The sequence below is a fragment of the Vibrio sp. 779(2023) genome (genome assembly GCF_033344285.1).
Classification (GTDB): domain Bacteria; phylum Pseudomonadota; class Gammaproteobacteria; order Enterobacterales; family Vibrionaceae; genus Vibrio; species Vibrio alginolyticus.
The window spans coordinates 36,725-56,496 of record NZ_JAWPOM010000011.1 but is presented as its reverse complement, the minus strand read 5'-3'; the positions used below and the strand labels follow the sequence as shown (position 1 = coordinate 56,496).

Genomic DNA, 19,772 nt, shown 5'->3' with positions numbered 1-19,772 from the left:
TTATCTGATTCTAATAGCTGACGAAAGACGACTCGTTAGTTCATTTCCGTATTGATCACCACATCACGCGTTTCATTATCCATATCACTGATGCCAACAACTGAGATTTCACGGTCAGATAAATTCTCAATCATGCTGTCTTCTAACCCACCGTCCGTCATCCACGCATAGAATTTTTCCGCAATACGATCCGAACCTTCCCCGACAAACGTTAATGTGACCTTCTTCATTTGTGACACTCCATCAATTTACGATTCAGCCACTTAAGCGTAGTATGTTTCGCAAATATCGACATAAACTAGGACTAACTTCTTTTATGAGTATCGAAAAATTTGACGCGATTTATCAGCGCGCTGCCGAGCGTAAAGGTGGTGAAGATCAACTTGAAGCGCTTTTGTCTCATCCACTAAGCAAAGAGGAACTGGCTGCGATTCCCGATGACCGTTGGCTGGCCGCTTTTTCGATGAAGGTATTCCAAAGTGGGATTTCATGGAGCGTGGTTCGCAACAAATGGCCGAACTTCGAAGAAGTGTTCTTCGGATTTAAAATTGAGCCGTTGCTGATGCTGTCAGACGAGCAATGGGAAACCAAAGCAACCGACAAACGCATCATTCGCCACCTCACTAAAGTCATGTCGATTCCTGCTAATGCTCGTATGATCCACGAAGCAAAAATCGAATACGGCTCGTTTGGCAAAATGGTTGCCGATTGGCCGCAAGAGAAAATCACCGACCTATGGGCGTATTTGAAGAAACGCGGCAATCGCCTAGGCGGAAATACTGGCCCTTACACACTGCGTCAAATGGGCGTTGATACCTTCATCTTGTCTAGCGACGTTGAAGCTTACCTACGTAATTGCAAGATCATTGAAGGTGGCAAAGATACGAAAAAATCGCTCGATGCAACCAACAAAGCGTTTGTTCAATGGCAGCAAGAAAGTGGCAGAAGCCTGTCTGAGATCAGCCAAATCATTGCGTTCAGCACCGGCGATAATCGCATTTAACAGAGACTGAACCCAAAACAAAACGGCGCACCAAATATTGGATTTAGTGCGCCGTTTTTATGTTCATTGGTTCAAGTACAGACTTACTTTGAAGCCAGTGATTCCCACTCAGTCAGTAGCTGCATAATACGGTGAGAGTCTTCCCATGTTGCACAAGGGTTCTCTAACGATGTACGCCCTGCTTCAACCGCTTGGCGAATATTGCGCACTTGATAGAAGAAAGCGTCTCCAGCTGCCGATACAGACACCTCGCGCTTCGACGTCTCGTAAATTTCCACACTAAACTGGTTGTCTTGCGTTGGTAGCCATGGATTCGAGTCTAACGTAATACTGCCTTTACTACCCAGAATAGTGAATTGGTGTTTCAATCCATGATCTTCGGCGGTGTGTACGCTCGCCGTTTGTTGCTCACCGAATTGCATCATCAAACTCGATTCACAGATATTCCCATCGTTACCTCGTCGACCAATCGCCGTCATAGAGCGGTTTCCAAAGGCTTGTTCACCCAACATGGTTTTCACCACCAAATGCACCAATGACATTGGGTAGCAACCTAAGTTATACAAAGCACCTTTACTGTCCGGATTAACAAACTGCGCAATCGACGCAATATAAGACGTGTGGATGGAGCGAAGTTCACCAATCTCTCCCGATTTAAGCACAGAAACCAACTCGCTGATCAATGGGTGATGTAAGTACATCAAACCCTCAGCAAAGAATACCTTGTGCGTTTCGACTGCTTTTAGTGCCAACTCGGTTTTTTCCATATCTACCGACAGTGACTTTTCACACAGGATCGCTTTTCCCTGCTCTGCCGCTTTAACGATAAAGTCATGATGAAGGTGATTTGGCAATGCGATGTAAATAATGTCGACTTGCTCATCGGCAATCAACGCATCGTAATCGTTGAACGTATTCTCGATGCCATATTGCTCAGCGAATGTCTTTAAGTTCTGCTCCGAACGCCCAGCAACCGCGTACAGTTCACTCTTGTCATCGCCTTGGATTGCCTCAGCCATGACACCTGAGATAAAGCTTGTGCCTAAAATACCCCATTTCATGTTCGCCTCTCCTATTGAGCTTGGGTTTCGAATGCTTGAACTAACTCTGCCATTTCAGCCACAATAAACGCTTGTGTATGCGGCATAGCAAAATGCGCTTCAATCGCGGCGCGGTTTTCATATCGCTCCCAAAGAATCACACGTTGTGGATCTTTAGAATCGTAGGTCGCATTCGCTTGCAAGCACCCCGCTTCGCTTTGCATATCAAGGCAAAATTGTTCAATGGCTTCAACTACTTGTTGTCTTGGCTTATCGCCATTCATTTTCAGTTCGGCGGTAACAAAAATCGTCTCGCTCATGATGGATCTCTTTCTCCATTCTTAATCATACGCCCACTGTAATTAACCTCGTTTGATTGATAAACTCTGCTTTAGTTATTTCTTTATCAACTCTGGGTGTGCAATGGATAAATTAACAAGCATGAAAGTTTTCGCTTACGTGGTCGAACACGGCAGCTTTCGTAATGCTGCACACCACTTTGATATTTCACCGACCATGGTTGGCAAGCACGTGAGCTTTCTTGAGCAAAGCTTAGGTACACAGCTGATTCATCGCACCACGCGTAAACAGTCCCTGACCGAAGCCGGTAGACTCTACTACCAAGAGTGCCACCGCATTATTGAAGACATCACCAACGCAGAGAACCTGATCCAGACGCTGATCAACCGTCCAACCGGAACTGTAAAAGTTAACTGCCCTGTCACGTATGGCAAAAAGGTCATTGCTCCTATCGTGGCTGACTTCTTAGCTGAATTTCCCGATTTGAACGTTGAGCTGATGTTGGACAACAATTTGATTGACCCATATCGAAGCGAAGCTGACGTGATTATTCGAATCGGTGAGTTGGTCGATTCGTCGTTAGTCGCGAGAAAATTGGGTGAATACCACATGACTTACTGCGCCTCACCCTCTTACCTTGAGCAACATGCCCCTATCCAATCGCTTGATGACCTTGAACATCATCATTGTTTGGGGTTTCAGTATCACCAAGGAGAAAGCCAACAAGTGGTGAACATGCCATCTAATACCTTTGGAAACAGCAACACCCGATTAACGTCTAACAATGGCGATGTACTTAAGTTCGCCGCGTTAAAAGGCTCTGGTGTTCTTCTGCAACCAAAGATCTTAGTTGAGCAGGAAATCCAATCTGGTGCCTTGGTAGAAATTCTCCAGCAACATGCTCCCAAGCCAAAATCGATCCACCTGCTTTACCGTTCAAAACAGCTTTCCCTTAAAAACCGTACCTTGGTCGATTTTATTCTTTCTCATGTGAATCCATAACGTCACCCCATAAATCGGCGACAATTTAACCATTTAATTAACTTTTATTGTCGATATGACAAATATTATTGCTTGTTAATTGTCTTTATTTTTCATGTTGTTAGTCAGAGACACCCATTAACTAGGCATAATTTATTGATTCACACCAATTGCATTGCTCTGACAAAGTGACTAGGATTGCCGCCTTTCCTGAGTGAACTATCAAAAAATATCGAGAAATTTAATCTAATTTCTCTTCCTGTTCGTGTGCAATCACAACATTTACACTCATTTCAAATTGCATAAGCACATTCCTTTGCTTATGAAAACGACATTGATTTCTCAACGCTTTTAGTCACGTATGTGGCTTTTTGGCTTGAGAGAGATTTTTATTCAAGGTAGGTCACAAGGACGCTACCCCTTGACTGCATTTACTGGAGGATAAGATGCCTAAAGGTCTAATGCTGACTGACTTAGCCATCGCTGGCTTACTATTGATTTTGGCAAAAGTCATTCGCGTTCACGCGCCATTACTACAGCGTATGTACATTCCATCGGCGGTTCTCGCAGGATTATTCGGTCTAATTTTTGGACCAGCCCTGTTAGACGTACTGCCTTGGACCGATACGTTTACCGCTAACGCAAGCCTATTAACTGCTGCACTTTTTTCTGCGTTAGGTCTGGCAACGGATGTTCCATCACCTAAAACCGTCGCACAGCGTGCTGGCTCATTGTGGGCGTTTAACCAAATCGCTTCTGTTTCTCAGTGGTTGTTTGCGGCAATGTTTGGTCTAGTTCTCACAACCATCTTCTGGCCAGAGATTAACCCTGGCTTTGGTGTGACAATGTCTGCGGGTTTTATGGGCGGACACGGTTCAGCCTCTGTTGTTGGTGAAATCTTCACGGGGCTTGGCTGGGAAGATGGCTTCACACTTGGCTTAACGTTCGCAACCGTGGGTATTTTCATTTCAATTTCTGTCGGCATGCTCATGCTGCAATTCGCATTGAAGATGGGTTGGATTCGTAGCTTTACGACCTTCGACAGCATGGATGAACACGAACGCAAAGGCCTTGTTAAGCCTGTTGATCAAGAACCGGTAATGAAAGACACCATGTCTTCCCTGTCGGTTGATTCTTTTGCGATTCACGCGGCGTTGGTTGTAGTGGTAACAGCTTTCTCGTATGTAGCGGCTAACTACTTATCTTCTTTCCACGATAAGGTACAAATCCCTACGTTCGTAACCGGCTTCCTTGGCGGCATGCTTGTGCGAATCATCGCGAAACAAACGAAAGCTTCACGCTATCTTTGTGACGGTGCATTCAAACACGCTGCGGGCATCAGTACCGATTATTTGATTATCTTTGGTATCTCAGCCATCAAGATTACCGTCTTAGCCCAGTATTTAATGCCGATGGTAGTGCTTGCAATTGGTGGTATCGCCTTCACACTATGGCTAATCTTCTGGGTTGCCCCACGTATCATGGGCGAAGATTGGTTCGAGAAAGGCATTTTCTCTTGGGGTTGGTTAACCGGTACGGTTGCCATGGGTATTGCCTTGCTTCGTATTGTTGATCCAAAAATGCGTAGCAAGGTGCTTGATGATTACGCCATCGCTTATGTCCCTGGCTCAATCACTGACATCTTCATCATCTCTTTGATGCCAATCGCGATGTATAACGGCATGCACTGGCAAGCGCTTGGTGTAGGATTAGGTTACATCGCAATTGTCTTATTTATTTGGCGATTCATTTTTAAACGTAACCGCAGTGCTCTGACACACGAATCTTAGTCGCTTTACTCGGGAGGATTTTATCCTCTCGAGTTCATTCCTTGGTTTTTATCAAAATCACTCCTCATCCTGAAAATAAGCAACTTGTTTTATATTTGAGATTTGCAATCCCGATCTCTTATTATCATTCTTTTTTAATACTTGACCTGAAAGTTTCTATATCAGAATAGCCGCCTATTCGTTTCTAAAACATGGAGAAAGGCTGTGCGTCGCTCTCAAGGATTTACTCTTATTGAACTCATTGTGTGCATCATCATTCTTGGTATTGTAAGCGTCGTTGCATTTCCTAAATTTCTTGGCTTACAAAAAGATGCCAGAGTGGCGGTTCTATATGGAGCCAGAGAAGCACTCATGACCGCCAACAACTTTGTCTACACCAAAGCAGTGATTCAATCTCAAGAGACAGTAGATGGCGGCATACAATATAACATTGATCTAGATAATGACGGCCATAACGACCTAATTGGTTACTTTGGATTTATCAAAAATGTTATTCCAGCAAAAGAGCTAGCAGGCTTTGATCCGCAACTCACTATTAACACTTGGTATGGGGTAGATAGCCCAGACGAGCCCTACTTCCTTATTGGTTTTGCAAACAAGCCTGTTGGTCCAGAACATATGTGTTATGTCGAAGTTTACTACCCAGAAACTCCTGGTGGCCAAGTGAAATACAAAATACAAACTGACGATTGCTAATTCCCATATAGAGTGGCAGTAACACTTTTACTTTTAGTGTCTTCATCGTTATTGCAAGGTAATGGCTCCAAAACCACCATTAACAACTATTTCACATAATGTCGTAGCACAGTTAGCTCATAGAGATAAAACCAGTAATTTGCGCCGACACATGGCTATAATTGAAACAATCTATCGTTTTTAAACCCGCCTATAACTTGTGCTTGTAAACTCATCATTTCGCTCAATAATAGTTCTATAACAAATTCAATAATTTAAAGCGGGAGGCGTAATGAGAATATTCTGGCAGCTACGTTGGTATTTCCAACAAAAGTGGAGGCACTATGTCGGATCCATTCTGCTTTTCGCTGTGATATCAGCACTACAGCTTGTTCCGCCCAAAGCAGTTGGCATCATAGTTGATGGCGTCGTAGACAACACTTTAAATACAAATACGCTGATTCTATGGCTCTCAGGGTTAACTGTACTGATCTTTACTATTTATGGGTGTCGCATCTTATGGCGAATTTGGCTTTTCGGCGCAAGCTGGGAGCTCGGGACCATTCTACGTAACCGTCTATATAGGCATTTATCGACACAGCCACCTCGTTTTTTTGAACGTTACAAGACGGGGGATCTGATGGCTCGTGGCACTAATGATGTGCGTAATATCGTTATGACAGCCGGCGAAGGGGTTTTAACCGCCGCAGACTCTTTGATCACTGGTATTGCGGTTTTAATCATTATGGTAACGCAAGTAAGCTGGAAGCTCACCGTAATGGCGCTTCTTCCAATGCCATTTCTTGCCATCATCATCTTCTTTATTGTGCGTATCCTACATCAACGCTTTCGTGTCGCTCAGGAAGCCTTTTCTACCATGTCAGACATGACACAAGAGTCACTTAATGGCGTGCGAATGCTGCGTGCTTTCGGATTAGAAAACCAAGAGCAGCAACGTTTTGAAGAGGTTGTGGATGATACTGGCGAAAAGAACATCGCTGTCGCAAGAGTCGATGCTAGATTTGACCCGGTAATTCAGTTAACCATCGGTCTTTCTTTCCTTCTTAGTGTCGCTGCTGGTGCTTACCTTGTTGATAAAGGTGAGATCACGCTTGGTGATCTGACCGCATTTACGATGTATCTAGGGTTGATGATATGGCCAATGCTGGCATTCGCATTCCTATTTAACATTTTAGAAAGAGGCTCTGCCGCATGGAACCGACTACAAGAGATCTTTGATGAAAAGCCAGAAATTATCAGTGGTAATAAGCCAATAGAAAATAAACCACTTCCGTTAAAAATTGATATCGACGATTTCCACTGGTCTAGTGATTTACCGCCCGCTTTGACGGAAGTAAACATCGAACTTGAACCCGGAAAAATGTTGGGAGTTGCAGGGCCTGTAGGAAGCGGAAAATCGACCCTGTTAACACTACTTTTTCGTCAACATGATTTAGAAAACGGCTCAATTAAATTCGGTGATGTCGAGATCAAGGATGCCCTACTTCCACAGTGGCGAAACCGCTTTGCTGTCGTTAACCAAAGTCCGTTTCTATTCTCCAAATCTATCTTCGACAATATTGCCTTAGGCAACCCTAATGCAGAGAAAGAAGAAGTCTATAGAGCAGCAAAGTTAGCCTGTATACATGACGACATTGAGAAGTTTCCTGAAGGCTACCAAACCGAAGTTGGTGAAAAAGGCATTACACTCTCCGGCGGGCAAAAACAACGTATTGCGATAGCACGCGCTATGCTGCTGAATGCTCAAGTGTTGGTTTTGGACGATGCACTTTCCGCTGTTGATGGACGGACCGAACATCAAATCCTTAAGAATTTAGAAACATACTACCGTAATCAAGCCCTAATCGTTATTGCGCACCGCCTCACCGCTTTGGAAGCAGCAGACGAGATCATTGTATTGAATCACGGACACATTACTGAACGTGGGCAACATAGCGCGTTATTAGCGCATAAAGGCTGGTACGCCGAGATGTTCGAGTATCAGAAACTAGAGCAGGCGATGGAGGAATAATGAATGAACCAGACCAGCACGTTTAAACGGTTAATGTCTTACCCATTATCTCAACCAAAGCCAATGATTAAAGGACTCGCCTTGCTGTTTATTGCAGCGTTAGCTAGCGCCGGCGGCCCTTGGTTGATTCAATATTTCATTGATGAGCACATCGCTAAAGGTGACTATTCACAAAGTGTTCTGATTTCGCTAGCAGTAGGTTATATCGCTCTTCAGATCGTATCGGCAACATTCCAGTATTTTCAGTCATTGCAATTTAGCATTGTCGCGGCTAACACGATCAAAGCGATTCGTAAGCAAGTATTTTCTGGCGTGATTAAGCAGCCGTTATCTGCGTTTGATTACACTCCTGCTGGAAAATTGGTGTCGCGAATCACCAACGATACGGAATCTTTACAGCAATTTTATGAGCTTTTGATCGCGACCGTGGTGAAAAACGTGGTCATGATTGTCGTAATGCTTGGCGTTATGTTTTTCATGAGCTGGAAGCTCACACTCGTTGTGCTTGTATTGCTGCCGATCGTCATCGGCTTTATGTACTTGTTTAAGCAGCTAAGTACAGAAAGCTACCGAAAGATGCGTGACCTATTGACCGATATAAATGCGAATCTGAGTGAATCCATTCAAGGGATGAGTGTCATTCAATTAATGCAACAAGAAGAGCGTTTTAATAAACAGTTCAACGAGCTAACCGCAGAGCATCTGGTGGCATCTAAACGAGTGATTCGGCTAAACGGCTATCTGCTAAGACCATTAATGGACTTACTCGCTGGTCTTGCGTTGCTTTGCTTGGTTGCGATCTTTGGTTTTAATGGTATTGAGTTGATTGGTGTGGGGGTACTGTATGCATTTATCAGTTATCTTGCGCGAGTTACTGAACCACTAATTGAGATGACTCAGCAACTTGCTCTACTTCAGCAGGCGTTAGTATCAAGCGAACGTGTTTTTGAATTGATTGATGCGAAAGAACAAACTTACGGGGGCGATCATCAACCATTAAGGTCAGGTGCTATCGAACTTAAAGACCTCACATTTAGCTACGATGGTAAACAGGACGTCCTAAAAGACATTTCGTTGAAGGCCAACCACCAAGACTTTATCGCGCTTGTCGGGCATACAGGAAGCGGTAAAAGCACATTAGCGTCACTGTTAATGGGCTTTTATCCAACGCAATGTGGTGAACTGCTCATAGGTGGTCGTCCACTTAAAACATTAGGGAAAGACGTACTTCGCAAAGATGTGGCAATGGTTCAACAAGATCCACATATTCTCCCTGCTTCAGTCAGAGAAAACATCTCTCTCAGTCGGGCAGTTGATGACAATCAAATATGGGATGCGTTAGACAAGGTTGGTTTGGCAGAACAAATTCATCGTTACCCTAACGGGCTAGACACGCAGTTAGGTCAAGGCGAAACTAATTTATCTGCGGGTCAGAAACAGCTTTTGGCGTTAGCACGTGTGCTTGTGGTAAAACCTAAGATATTGATATTGGATGAAGCAACCGCAAATATTGACTCAGGAACAGAGGCTTTAATCCAAAAGAGCTTGGCGGTACTCAGACAAGACATGACGCTCGTTGTTATTGCTCATCGGCTTTCAACTATCCTAGATGCAGACCAAATCATTGTTCTTCATCATGGGGAGTTAGTCGAGAAAGGCACACACAAAGCACTCTTAACGCAAAATGGTCGCTATGCCCAAATGTATCAGTTACAGCAAGCAAACCGACATCTACAACAGATTGAAGAAGACACCAAGCAACTCGAAGAAGCGGTGTGATTTTATGCCCGTGCCTTCTTTTTATTTAGTCGGCATGGGCATAATTGGTGTAACTTCAAAATTTAACCTGTTAGCTTCCAATTTCTTCATAATGTGAACTAATTTTCTATTTCTTACCTATTATTGACATAACCCCTCGCTATATCGCGCAAGGTCGTTGTAAAATCGTACGGTACTTAAGTCTACTGCCTGTGGCATTGGACTGAATTCCGCTTTCTAATTATGCACATTAATCTCATGACACAAGTCCATGGACAAAGATAAGTTTACTAACATCTATCGCTTGCCTGGTTCGATTCAAATTCGTATCGGTAAATGGCAAAAGACGTTCCGCGGCACCTCTGATTTAGTTTTACATCAGGCGCTAATGGAACGTAATAAGCAATTTAAGAAGCCAGACTTTTTACCTAAAGGCTGGTGTGTCACTCCTGTTGATGAAAACGACATTACCATTACGCATCACGGTAAATATATCCAAACCGTTATGCGCACAATGCTGGACAGAAAGGTCTCATACAAGCGACTGTTCCTATCTCGAATGAGTCTCGAAGATGGTGAAAAAGTGCTCCACAATTACAAGCTGGAGTGGGTAAGAAAACATAACCAGATCGCCAAAAAGTACAATCAAATTAAAAAGAAACAATATATGAACTTTGCAAGAGAAGAAGAGGAAACCCTCTACCCTTCGATTCCAAAGGGTGAGTTTGACAAAACATTATGGAACAAACTTGTCGTATCATCGTTTGGTCCGCAGAAAAAGTACAAAAACCCGCACTTTGTCCGTAAAGCCGATTTCTAAATAAACACCCCTAAAGTTAGGGGTGTTTATTTATACGTTAACTCACCAGTCGTAAGTTAAACTTGCAATAACATTTTGTCGGTCGCCATACCAACAAAAACCATCACATGTCGCTATGTACTTTTTATCCGCGATGTTTTTAGCTGCGACTTGTAGCTTGTAATCGCCGATTCGATAACTGACCGTCGCATCCATTAAGAAATAACTTGGTACTTTTAGTCTCTCTTCATTGTCTCCGTATGACTCACCTGTATAGCGCGCGCCTAAGCCAACAGCAAAGCCATCAAGAGGTCCATCAAAGAAACGATAATGTGCCCAAGCTGATGATACGGTATTCGCCACTTGGGAAGGCGTTTTGCCAACCCATGCCTTATTGATGTCTTGTTTTATCTCTGCATCAACGTACGCAATGTTCCCGATCAATGTTAAGGATGGTGTCACATTAGCTACAGCTTCAAACTCAACGCCGTTATTTTCTATTTTTCCTATTTGCGTTAATTCACTCAAGTAGATACGAGCCAAGTTTTCTTTTGTTGCCCGATACGTTGCAATATTGAAATAACCATCAAATGAATCCGGTTGGTATTTCATACCGATTTCAAATTGATCACCGCTTTCAGGCTTCGCTGGCTTACCATTGCTGTCTTCTTGAATAATTGGATCAAAGTACTGAGAGTAACTAAAGTATGGCGTGAAGCCAGAATCAGAAATATAAGCCGTTCCCACGCTAAACGTCCACTCTCCATTATCAACTTTCGTGCGAGCACCCGTGGTAACATTATGTACTTCATTACTTGTATCGTCGTAACGTGCGCCCAATAACATCGCCCATTTATCGTTGATCAGCATATGATCTTGAAAGTAGACGCCGAGCTGCTGATTATCGATTTTCGTTCTTTGCTTATCGGTTTCGCTCAATGGTTGTAGCGTATTCGGATCGAGTAACATTATGTTATCCGAATAAGTAGGATTAAATACATTAAACCTAGGATCGGGCAAAGCTCCCATTGGTGTGTTTAATAATGCATTACCATTAGCAACTATAGGGTCATTGGCAAAATCTTTACCATCGATACTGATCATTTGAAAATCTATCCCCAACATCAAGTTATGCTCAACACTTCCCCAATTTACTTGGTGCATCAAACGATTATCGATATTAAAAGCATCAGATGACCCATCTTCTGTTGAAGCACCCCGAAGTATGGTTTTGCGTTCATTTGATGGGTCCAAAGCCGGCCCCAACGCAGGCACGTCAGCCGAGTAAACGTACGAATACATTTGTCTTAGCTTAACATCCATTTCGCTGTAACGAGCTGCTTGAACAAATGAAGTGGTATCATTAAATGCATGAGAAAACTCATAGCCTAAAGACACCTGCTCACGCTCAAACGTCTCCCAGTTAGGATTGCCTATCGCTAAACTATCACTGATCTTTCCATTTTTGTTTGGCGTTAACGTTCCTTCAACTGGCAAAAATTGCAGATAAGGATCTGAGTCGTCTTTTTGATAGCTCGTTAGAAAGGTAATTTCAGACGTCTCATTAAATTTGTACGTCATCGATGGAGAGAGAAGAATGCGCTCTGCTTCTACCCCACTAATTCTCGTCCCATTTTTTCTCGCTAACCCTTGAAAGCGGAAAGCTAGCTGCTCACTCACCTCAGAGTTTACGTCAAGAGAAAGTTGTTTACGGTCTTCAGAACCGTACTCCAAAGATACAAGTCCTGACCCCCCATCAAATTGAGGTCTCTTACTGACAAGATTGATAACCCCACCTGGAGGGTTTTGCCCATAAAGAACAGACGCTGCACCACGTAAAACTTCAACCCTCTCTAACGCAAACGGATCTATTTGCCAACTATAGAAGCCAGAAGAATATAAACGGGTACCATCTTGATACAACCCACTGTTCGCCTGTTTAAAACCACGAATAATAAACCAATCTTGCTTGTTATCTTCGCCAAAATAATTGGTTTGAATGCTTGGTGTGTACTGTAGCGCGTCAGAAATGCTAATAGAGGCACGATCATCCATTTGCTCTCGCGTAACAACAGACACCGCTCTTGGAGTCTCATTGATAGCAATATCAGTTTTCGTCGCTGCCCGACTCTTCGCTCCGAGATAACTAAAATCCGGACCAACTGCACTGTCTTGCTGCTGTCCAATCACAACTATATTTTCATCTTCCTGAGCCAAGACATTTGGCGTTGATAAAGCTAATACAACCGCCATCGACGTTGGTGTCAGCATAAACTGCCGAGTCATATTCTTCTCCTTTTTGTCGGCAGCCAAACCAACCCTTCATGACTTCAGCGACCGCTGAAAGAAAAGCGAGTTACGGCATCGCCAGTTGTTTCCGTAAAAGACAAACCAGAGGTTTTGCATAAAGCACTCGCATAGGTTACGAATGCCACTACGAGTGCTTATTTGTATAAGTACTTTCTTGGTTGAGGCTTAGCTCATCTCTATAAGCGGCGTAAACCCCACATTAAATACAAACCGCCAATGAGAGACGCCATAAGCCCTGTTGGTATTTCTTGCGGGTAAAGGACCTGTCGTCCCAACCAATCAGCCAACAACATCACCCCTGCCCCCAGTATCGCGGCGCATAACATGTGTTGTGACGCTTTGTTAAAACCAAATAAGCGAGCTAAATGCGGAGCCAACAACCCAACAAAGCTAATCGGACCAACAACCAATGTCGCACTGACCGTGAGACAAGCAACTAAAAGAAGCAGTGTTGCGCGTGAACGATCAACTCGAATTCCAAGCGCTTTAGAGGAAGCGGCACCGACAGGAAGAATATCTAGCCATCTTACGCAGAGAAAACTCAACCCTATAAAGACAAGCGCAGATAAAGACAACGGGAGTAACGTTTCAACCGAGACATAGTAGGTAGACCCTGACAACCAAGCCAATGCTTGATAACTTCTTGGGTCACCAGTGGCTAGAATAAAGCTCTGTATTGCATTCATCAGTGCGGTAATCGCAATACCAGTCAACAAAATACGCTCCGGCTGAAAGCCTGACTTACGGTTTAGCAGCACAATGACTGATACCGTCGCTAATGCGCCTACGAGCCCGCCTAGAGAAAGAGTGAAAATTGACGAACCAAACCCAGTAAACATCGCGATGATCAATCCCATCGCTGTCCCTGAACTGATACCGATCACTTCAGGACTTGCCATTGGGTTTCCACTTAGGCGTTGAATCATGGTTCCAGCAATCGCCAACATTGCCCCCGCAATTGCTGCTGCAAATAACCTAGGTGCGCGCCATTCCAAAAAAGTCCAATTTTGGCTAGCAAATAAGTTTGTCCACCCTTCATTTTGCACAGCAACCGTGGCAAAAAGAACAACAGAAATTAACGTGCCGATCAACGCCAATGAGATCGCTTTAGGGTTTAGCTTGTAAACATGTTGACGGTGTCGAGTTAACACTGTTTGAGTATGGCCCTGCGTCTTTTGTGATAAACGAGGTAACAGCCATAACAGTAGCGGAGCGCCCAGTGCAGCGGTTGCTGCTCCCGTTGGTATAAAACTCGCCATTAGCCCTGGCAGTTGCTGAATAACCAAATCGGTTAAAGTCAATAACATGGCACCAATCAGCATTGATACCCAAAGCTTATGCTGGATTTTATTGATACCTATCAATCGAGTAATTGCTGGCGCCGCTAACCCGATGAAACCGATGATTCCTACGGCAGAAACCACCCAAGAAGTGATTAACACCGCAAGCCCAAGACAGACAAAACGCAACTTAGCTAGCGAGACACCTAAACTCTTGGCACCTTGCTCGGAGAGTTCCAACAGACTTAACGGCTTTGCAATCACAAATGCAACGACCGTAGCAAGTGCGATTCGAGGGGCAAGATACGAGAAATCTCCCCATCCACTCTGAACAAGCGAACCGGCTCCCCATATCATTAACCCATTCAGCTTTTCGGTATTCATCATCAGAATAACCGTACTTAATGATGCAAAGTACAGGTTTATCACTAACCCAGAAACGACGACAACCGTTGGAGATAACGCTCGTCGCCATGACAACAGCATCACCAACCCCATCGATATCACACCGCCGATGAGAGCAACCAAATTAGGCGCGATATCCAACATCCAAGGTGCGAATAGCGTAGCTAACATCAAAGCAAAACTTGAACCGCTCGCCACACCAAGTGTCGTGGGTGAAGCGAGAGGGTTACGCAGCACTTGCTGCATCAATACCCCAGCAACCGCTAATCCAGCACCAGATATAATCGTGGTGAAGACTCGAGGCCACCAGCTAAAGTGAAGTAAAACAGAATCGATAGATTGAAAGTTAGGCTCCCATAAACTGCTTAGAGCTAACGAAAATGAGCTTACTTGGTACAATTGGAAAGCACCAATAGAAAAGGTAAATGCCGAAAGTAACGCCACAAAGCTTAAAGGCATCGTTTTCATTGTGTTAACTCCTCGACCTTACTCGCCGTAACTAACTCTGCGAAACGAAGTGCTGAAGGCATAGAACCAAAACTCCAAACGGGCGCGACTTGCATGACCTTTTCACCAGATTGTTGAACAACATATTGCCAAAATGGGTCTTGAGAGAGCTGCTCCGCTCCACCGTAAGGTAATGGCTCTACGATAACAATTTGAGCTTTTATGCCAGCTAACTTGTCGATGCCAACTAGGCTAAAGCCCCAGCTATTCGTCTTTTCATTCCATGCATTACTCAGCCCAATCTTTTCGATAGCCTGAGAGTAAAGACTATTTTGACCAAAAACACGTACGTGCTTTGTATCCATAAACTGAATCATTAGAAGTGGCGGCTGGTCTTTGTTTATGCGCTGTTTTAATAAAGAGAAACGTTTTTCATATTGTTGGATAAGCGCCTCTGCTTCCGCCTCTCTTCCCAGCTCTTCACCAAACCTCCGAGTGAAACTGGTAAGTACCGACCAATCCGTAATCCCGCTTTCATATAAGTCAATGGTGGTAACCGGGGCGATATCAACTAAGCGATGCTTCATTGAGGAGAAGTACGGGGCAATAAAAATACGATCAGGTCTGAGCTCGTAAATGCGCTCTATATTGGGTTGAGTTCTTAACCCTACATCCTTAGTTTGAGGTGGTAACGGTGGCGATTTTACCCAAGCATCGTAATCTTGCCCTTGAGCGACGCCTACGGGCACAACCCCTAACGCCAACATCGTTTCAGTTTGTGTCCAATCAACCGACATCACCCGAGGTGATGCGTCAGCTAGTGCTTGAAAAGAACTGACCAAAAGCGCACTAAGTGAGAGAGCGAAAGAGAAGTGTTTAAGTCGAGTGTTTGTACTGCTCATTATTCCAACCTTTAGCTTGGCATCGCCACCGGATAACCCGCAGGGTGGTCAGAGATCATCATCTCTATCCCATATATGTCCCTCAACTTAGGTTCAGTAAACACCTGTTCAACATTGCCTTGTGCAATCAAATCACCTTGATGTAATGCAACGATGTAGTCGCAAAATCGTGCAGCCAAGTTGATATCGTGTAATACGATAATAACGCCCAAACCCAGTTCTTGACTGAGTTTAGAGATAAGCTTCAACATATCTACTTGATGGCTGATATCTAGCGCAGACAAAGGCTCATCAAGAAGCAAATACTCGGTTTTTTGGGCTAACAGCATAGCTAGCCACACACGTTGACGCTCTCCTCCAGATAACGTGTCCACTAAGCGATCTGCGTATTTTAGTGTGCCTGTCATCGCCATTGCTTCTTCAACAATGTCGTGATCTTTCTTACTCAAACGTCCAAGTAAACCATGCCATGGATAACGACCAAAACCGACTAAATCTCGACCTAAAATACTGTCGGTCACTGGAAGATGCTGAGGCAAGTAGGCAATGTGTTGGGCAAACTTTTTCGCTGAGAGATCGTTAATGCTCGTTCCATGCAGAACCACGTCACCAGCGGTGTATGGCTGTTGCTGTGCCAGCAACTTTAACAATGTGGATTTTCCTGAACCATTGTGTCCAACAAGAGCGTATGTTTTTCCGGGTTCAAATGTCACATCAAACGCTTTTAGCAATGACTTGCCTTCAATCTCAAACTGGAGTGCTTTAGCTTCCAACATCCCTACTTCACCTAATAGCCATTTACGAATAACAGTTATTCAAAGCTCTCATTCGTTGATCACGTTTGCCGTTCTTATTCAACAGAACGATTAATAAGGGAGGTTTTATATAACAACAAAGATACAAATGCAAACCGTTGTCATTATCATTACATCAACAAGATCATTGAGAGAATTGCTAAGTGTTAGTGATAATTTGCTCTGCTGAACTTCATTAGTAAATTATAGGCAGGTCAACGAGAGCAGTGGTCTCCCACTGCTCTCGCATAAATTTGAACGAATACTGCAGCGTATGAAGAAATGAAAAATGCCGCAGTGAATACATTAATGACGAGCGTCAGCGCCAAACTCTACTTCTTTATAGATATCGGCCAGCGACTTTTTACCTTGTTTGTCTTTGGCTGAACGCTTTTTCTTAGTTTGATAATGGTATTCTTGCTCCTGAAGTGCTTGTTCGTGCTCTTTTGCTGACTCAACAAACTCAGGATTTGCAAGTGCTTGTTGGCGTAAGCGGTTTACTCTTTCAAGGGTTTCCCACAACATACTTCACCTCCAAACTCATTACTGTATATAAAAACAGTATTGTTTAAATATTCCTCCTCGTCAACATTTCAACTTTGTTACTGCTCTTCACATTAACCCCAAGCCTGTATAGTGCTCGGGATATTTGTGGATGATTTGCTTTATATAACCTTGATGCTCTCGCAGAGCATCAACACATTCTCGAGATAACCATCCCTGATATACCCATTTTTCAAGTTCTAACAATGCGTATGGGATGGACCACGCTTGTCTATACGGATGGTGCGTTGTCATAAAATCAAAGGCATTTGCGGCAGCCGTAATTTGGGCGGCTATTGGTATATCATCACTGGTTAAACCATACGGATAACCAGTGCCATTTAAATTTTCGTACTGATAAATAATCATCTGCAAAAACAAAGTCACACTCGGGTGAACCGGATTTCCGATACGGGCAACTATGTCATCCGCTGAATCGATACAACGCTCAATATGTTGAATCAATATCGCCTCTTGTTCTTGAGAGTAATTTGTTCGGCGGCTAGCAATTTCAACTGGCAGCTGACTATCACCGAGCGCATGGAACTGAGCAAAAATACCAATATCTTCGACCATTTCGTCATTCAGGTGATAACGATCCGCTAACTGCGTTGCGATAATTTGACTGTAGTACTTCATGCGTTTGGTATGCGCGTAATACTCAGGTGAATAGCCTGGCATCATACATTGCATTCGGTTAGCTAGCGTTTCTATCGCATTGACTACTTGAGTTTCTGATTCAACCGCAAATCGAATCATTTCGAAATAAGGTTTAAGACCATTCAGCGCTTCTAAACTAAACGCATCACGTTGAGTGGAGTTCAAAAATACAAAACCAGTAAAAGCTTTATTGTCATAACAAGGAATAGCAGCCGACGACTGATATCCGTGTTTGAGTAAAATTTGAACCCGAGGACAGTGCTTAATATCATGAAGGTCTTCGACGATACGAGGAACCGCGTTTTTAGAGGCAATATTGAGGTGGTGGAGTTTACGGAATGCTGATTCGTGATGGGCTAAACACCAAGTGTCGAACTCACTTTCTGCAAATGATTTGAGCACATCTTGGTCTGGGTGATATTTTGCAAATGACACCCTATCAATACATGGCAAGTGCGCCTGCATCCTGCCTTTTAGCGTTTGCAGTTGCTCGTTAAGCGGTTTTGCAAACGGGTAAAAACGCCGGTGCGCCATGCTTCACCTCCACACCAAAGCAGAGAAACAAGAAAAGCTCATTGTGTTGCAAATTCAATGGTATTTTGAGCGGTTTTCTCCACTTAAATTATCGATATACCACAACTTAAGTGTACGAAATAAAAGCACATTTCTACCAATTTTTTCACCGGATATCTTACGGTAATTTGATCCAGATTAAAAAAGCCAACGAGCGAAACTCGTTGGCCTAACAATACTGATTGATTACGATGGATTCAGTAACTAGAAGTTATTCAAAGAACGTTCTAAACAACTAGCCTAGAGCAGGAAGCACACCCAGCGTAATTAACACCTGAGCGAATACGATGCCAGTGCCAGCGATGCCCGTTATCACTAACGCACCTTGACCACCTGCGACGCGGTACTCCCCAGTAAAATCATCCGATTTACGAACCTTGATCACCATAACCAAAGGCAAAAAGATGGCTAAAATCGCTAAGGCAATCGCTGCATAGCCCAAAGCCATAATAAAGCCTTGAGGATAGAAAAGTGCGAAGCCTAGCGGTGGAGTAAACGTCACTAGTGCCGCAATCAAACGATTAGGCTTATCGTTACTTCCTTTGATGGTATCACCCAAAAATTCGAATAGACCCAAACTCACGCCAAGGAACGATGTCAACAATGCCAAGTCAGCAAACACACCAACAATGCTACCCAAATTTGATTGGTGTACTGTCTGAGATAGTTGACCAATCAGTGCGCTCAACCCTCCGTTCTCAACAAGCGTACTTTGGCTAACCACACCCAACGTCACGATTTGCCAAAAGATATAAATAACGAGTGGAATCGTCGAACCAATAATAACGGCTTTGCGTAAAGAAGAAGTGTCACCGTCTAAGTAATTCACAATTGCAGGTATACTTCCGTGGAAACCAAACGAAGTAAAGATCACCGGAATCGCCGCTACAACAAGGCCTTGTTCGATTGGCATACTTAACAAGTAAGATTCCGTAACGTTTGGAGCAAGAAAAGAAAGCACCGCAACCATCGCAATGAGCTTCATCGCGAACAGAACTCGGTTTACTTTATCGACCGTACCGGTACCCACTGTCACAACTAAAGTCACAATCAAGGTAAAGATTATCGTTGATGTAGGCCCTGAAATATCGAGGTCAAACCATTGTGCAAGGCGGTCTCCGAACTGAGCACCACCGCCAGCGATATACGCTGCACATAATGAGTAGAAAAGAAACAACATCGCAAAACTTGCCACCCACTTGCCTTTTTGACCTAGGATCTGTTTCGCCAAAGTATGAAGTGTAGCACTACTCTCCGCATGTTGATGAAGCTCAAGCATAAGCAAGGCAGTGAAAGCCATCAGAGCCCATAAGCCTAGCATGATGATAATAGAAGTTGAAAAACCAATGCCGGCAGAGGCAAGTGGAAGCGCTAGCATACCAGCGCCTATTGTAGTGCCCGCAATAATTAGCGTACTACCGAATACTTTAGAACGACTCATTGTATATTAATCTTTACACTTTATTAGAAATTATCAGTA

Annotated in this window: 17 protein-coding genes; 7 read left to right on the top strand and 10 right to left on the bottom strand. The window is 43.8% G+C overall.

Annotation, left to right across the window (positions count from 1 at the left end):
* Positions 1 to 35: 35 nt before the first annotated feature.
* Complete coding sequence (locus R8O70_RS14880) at positions 36 to 230, bottom strand: hypothetical protein (RefSeq protein WP_005377692.1); 195 nt, start codon at positions 228 to 230, stop codon at positions 36 to 38.
* A gap of 86 nt (positions 231 to 316) precedes the next feature.
* On the opposite strand from R8O70_RS14880, the gene R8O70_RS14875 reads away from it, so the two are divergent.
* Complete coding sequence (locus R8O70_RS14875; protein WP_005377694.1) at positions 317 to 1,003, top strand: DNA-3-methyladenine glycosylase I; 687 nt, start codon at positions 317 to 319, stop codon at positions 1,001 to 1,003.
* Between the two features lie 83 nt (positions 1,004 to 1,086).
* Here R8O70_RS14875 and R8O70_RS14870 read toward each other — a convergent pair whose 3' ends face one another.
* The gene (locus R8O70_RS14870; RefSeq protein WP_017820639.1) at positions 1,087 to 2,064 is read right to left on the bottom strand and encodes a Gfo/Idh/MocA family protein; all 978 of its coding nucleotides are present in this window, start codon (positions 2,062 to 2,064) and stop codon (positions 1,087 to 1,089) included.
* 11 nt (positions 2,065 to 2,075) lie between these two features.
* Entirely contained in the window at positions 2,076 to 2,363 is a 288-nt protein-coding gene (locus R8O70_RS14865) for a putative quinol monooxygenase (protein ID WP_213966933.1), read from the bottom strand.
* Between the two features lie 103 nt (positions 2,364 to 2,466).
* Here R8O70_RS14865 and R8O70_RS14860 point away from each other — a divergent pair, with 103 nt between their 5' ends.
* From R8O70_RS14860 to R8O70_RS14835, 6 genes are all read left to right on the top strand, one after another.
* A complete protein-coding gene (locus R8O70_RS14860) occupies positions 2,467 to 3,345 on the top strand; it encodes a LysR family transcriptional regulator (RefSeq protein WP_158173872.1) in 879 nt (292 codons plus the stop codon).
* 425 nt (positions 3,346 to 3,770) lie between these two features.
* Positions 3,771 to 5,114: a sodium/glutamate symporter gene (locus R8O70_RS14855; RefSeq protein WP_151514754.1), complete on the top strand. Its 1,344-nt coding sequence runs from the start codon at positions 3,771 to 3,773 to the stop codon at positions 5,112 to 5,114.
* A 204-nt stretch (positions 5,115 to 5,318) separates the two neighbouring features.
* A complete protein-coding gene (locus tag R8O70_RS14850) occupies positions 5,319 to 5,810 on the top strand; it encodes a type II secretion system protein (protein WP_005377704.1) in 492 nt (163 codons plus the stop codon).
* Between the two features lie 271 nt (positions 5,811 to 6,081).
* A complete protein-coding gene (locus R8O70_RS14845) occupies positions 6,082 to 7,821 on the top strand; it encodes an ABC transporter transmembrane domain-containing protein (RefSeq protein ID WP_258624289.1) in 1,740 nt (579 codons plus the stop codon).
* Positions 7,822 to 7,824: 3 nt separating this feature from the next.
* The gene (locus R8O70_RS14840) at positions 7,825 to 9,600 is read left to right on the top strand and encodes an ABC transporter transmembrane domain-containing protein (RefSeq protein ID WP_136977071.1); all 1,776 of its coding nucleotides are present in this window, start codon (positions 7,825 to 7,827) and stop codon (positions 9,598 to 9,600) included.
* A gap of 250 nt (positions 9,601 to 9,850) precedes the next feature.
* Positions 9,851 to 10,399: a hypothetical protein gene (locus R8O70_RS14835; RefSeq protein ID WP_017820633.1), complete on the top strand. Its 549-nt coding sequence runs from the start codon at positions 9,851 to 9,853 to the stop codon at positions 10,397 to 10,399.
* A 42-nt stretch (positions 10,400 to 10,441) separates the two neighbouring features.
* Here the strand turns inward: R8O70_RS14835 and R8O70_RS14830 are convergent, their stop codons facing one another.
* From R8O70_RS14830 to R8O70_RS14800, 7 genes are all read right to left on the bottom strand, one after another.
* Positions 10,442 to 12,664: a TonB-dependent siderophore receptor gene (locus R8O70_RS14830; protein WP_258624286.1), complete on the bottom strand. Its 2,223-nt coding sequence runs from the start codon at positions 12,662 to 12,664 to the stop codon at positions 10,442 to 10,444.
* A gap of 200 nt (positions 12,665 to 12,864) precedes the next feature.
* Complete coding sequence (gene fhuB, locus R8O70_RS14825; RefSeq protein WP_318184230.1) at positions 12,865 to 14,841, bottom strand: Fe(3+)-hydroxamate ABC transporter permease FhuB; 1,977 nt, start codon at positions 14,839 to 14,841, stop codon at positions 12,865 to 12,867.
* The gene (locus R8O70_RS14820; RefSeq protein ID WP_053303102.1) at positions 14,838 to 15,722 is read right to left on the bottom strand and encodes an iron-siderophore ABC transporter substrate-binding protein; all 885 of its coding nucleotides are present in this window, start codon (positions 15,720 to 15,722) and stop codon (positions 14,838 to 14,840) included. Before R8O70_RS14820 ends, fhuB begins: the two co-directional genes overlap by 4 nt.
* 11 nt (positions 15,723 to 15,733) lie before the next feature.
* On the bottom strand, positions 15,734 to 16,498 hold the full coding sequence (locus tag R8O70_RS14815) for an ABC transporter ATP-binding protein (protein ID WP_005377721.1): 765 nt from the start codon (positions 16,496 to 16,498) through the stop codon (positions 15,734 to 15,736).
* A 324-nt stretch (positions 16,499 to 16,822) separates the two neighbouring features.
* A complete protein-coding gene (locus tag R8O70_RS14810) occupies positions 16,823 to 17,041 on the bottom strand; it encodes a hypothetical protein (protein ID WP_005377723.1) in 219 nt (72 codons plus the stop codon).
* 87 nt (positions 17,042 to 17,128) lie between these two features.
* Complete coding sequence (locus R8O70_RS14805) at positions 17,129 to 18,253, bottom strand: HD-GYP domain-containing protein (RefSeq protein WP_258624283.1); 1,125 nt, start codon at positions 18,251 to 18,253, stop codon at positions 17,129 to 17,131.
* A 274-nt stretch (positions 18,254 to 18,527) separates the two neighbouring features.
* Positions 18,528 to 19,733: an aromatic amino acid transport family protein gene (locus tag R8O70_RS14800; RefSeq protein ID WP_033905238.1), complete on the bottom strand. Its 1,206-nt coding sequence runs from the start codon at positions 19,731 to 19,733 to the stop codon at positions 18,528 to 18,530.
* Positions 19,734 to 19,772 lie beyond the last annotated feature (39 nt).

Coding starts and splice junctions, on each gene's coding strand:
- R8O70_RS14840 (WP_136977071.1), top strand. CDS start 7,825: ATGAACCAGACCAGCACGTTTAAACGGTTAATGTCTTACCCATTATCT.
- R8O70_RS14835 (WP_017820633.1), top strand. CDS start 9,851: ATGGACAAAGATAAGTTTACTAACATCTATCGCTTGCCTGGTTCGATT.
- R8O70_RS14810 (WP_005377723.1), bottom strand. CDS start 17,041: ATGTTGTGGGAAACCCTTGAAAGAGTAAACCGCTTACGCCAACAAGCA.
- R8O70_RS14855 (WP_151514754.1), top strand. CDS start 3,771: ATGCCTAAAGGTCTAATGCTGACTGACTTAGCCATCGCTGGCTTACTA.
- R8O70_RS14860 (WP_158173872.1), top strand. CDS start 2,467: ATGGATAAATTAACAAGCATGAAAGTTTTCGCTTACGTGGTCGAACAC.
- R8O70_RS14815 (WP_005377721.1), bottom strand. CDS start 16,498: ATGTTGGAAGCTAAAGCACTCCAGTTTGAGATTGAAGGCAAGTCATTG.
- R8O70_RS14820 (WP_053303102.1), bottom strand. CDS start 15,722: ATGAGCAGTACAAACACTCGACTTAAACACTTCTCTTTCGCTCTCTCA.
- R8O70_RS14805 (WP_258624283.1), bottom strand. CDS start 18,253: ATGGCGCACCGGCGTTTTTACCCGTTTGCAAAACCGCTTAACGAGCAA.
- R8O70_RS14870 (WP_017820639.1), bottom strand. CDS start 2,064: ATGAAATGGGGTATTTTAGGCACAAGCTTTATCTCAGGTGTCATGGCT.
- R8O70_RS14865 (WP_213966933.1), bottom strand. CDS start 2,363: ATGAGCGAGACGATTTTTGTTACCGCCGAACTGAAAATGAATGGCGAT.
- R8O70_RS14845 (WP_258624289.1), top strand. CDS start 6,082: ATGAGAATATTCTGGCAGCTACGTTGGTATTTCCAACAAAAGTGGAGG.
- R8O70_RS14880 (WP_005377692.1), bottom strand. CDS start 230: ATGAAGAAGGTCACATTAACGTTTGTCGGGGAAGGTTCGGATCGTATT.
- fhuB (WP_318184230.1), bottom strand. CDS start 14,841: ATGAAAACGATGCCTTTAAGCTTTGTGGCGTTACTTTCGGCATTTACC.
- R8O70_RS14830 (WP_258624286.1), bottom strand. CDS start 12,664: ATGACTCGGCAGTTTATGCTGACACCAACGTCGATGGCGGTTGTATTA.
- R8O70_RS14875 (WP_005377694.1), top strand. CDS start 317: ATGAGTATCGAAAAATTTGACGCGATTTATCAGCGCGCTGCCGAGCGT.
- R8O70_RS14800 (WP_033905238.1), bottom strand. CDS start 19,733: ATGAGTCGTTCTAAAGTATTCGGTAGTACGCTAATTATTGCGGGCACT.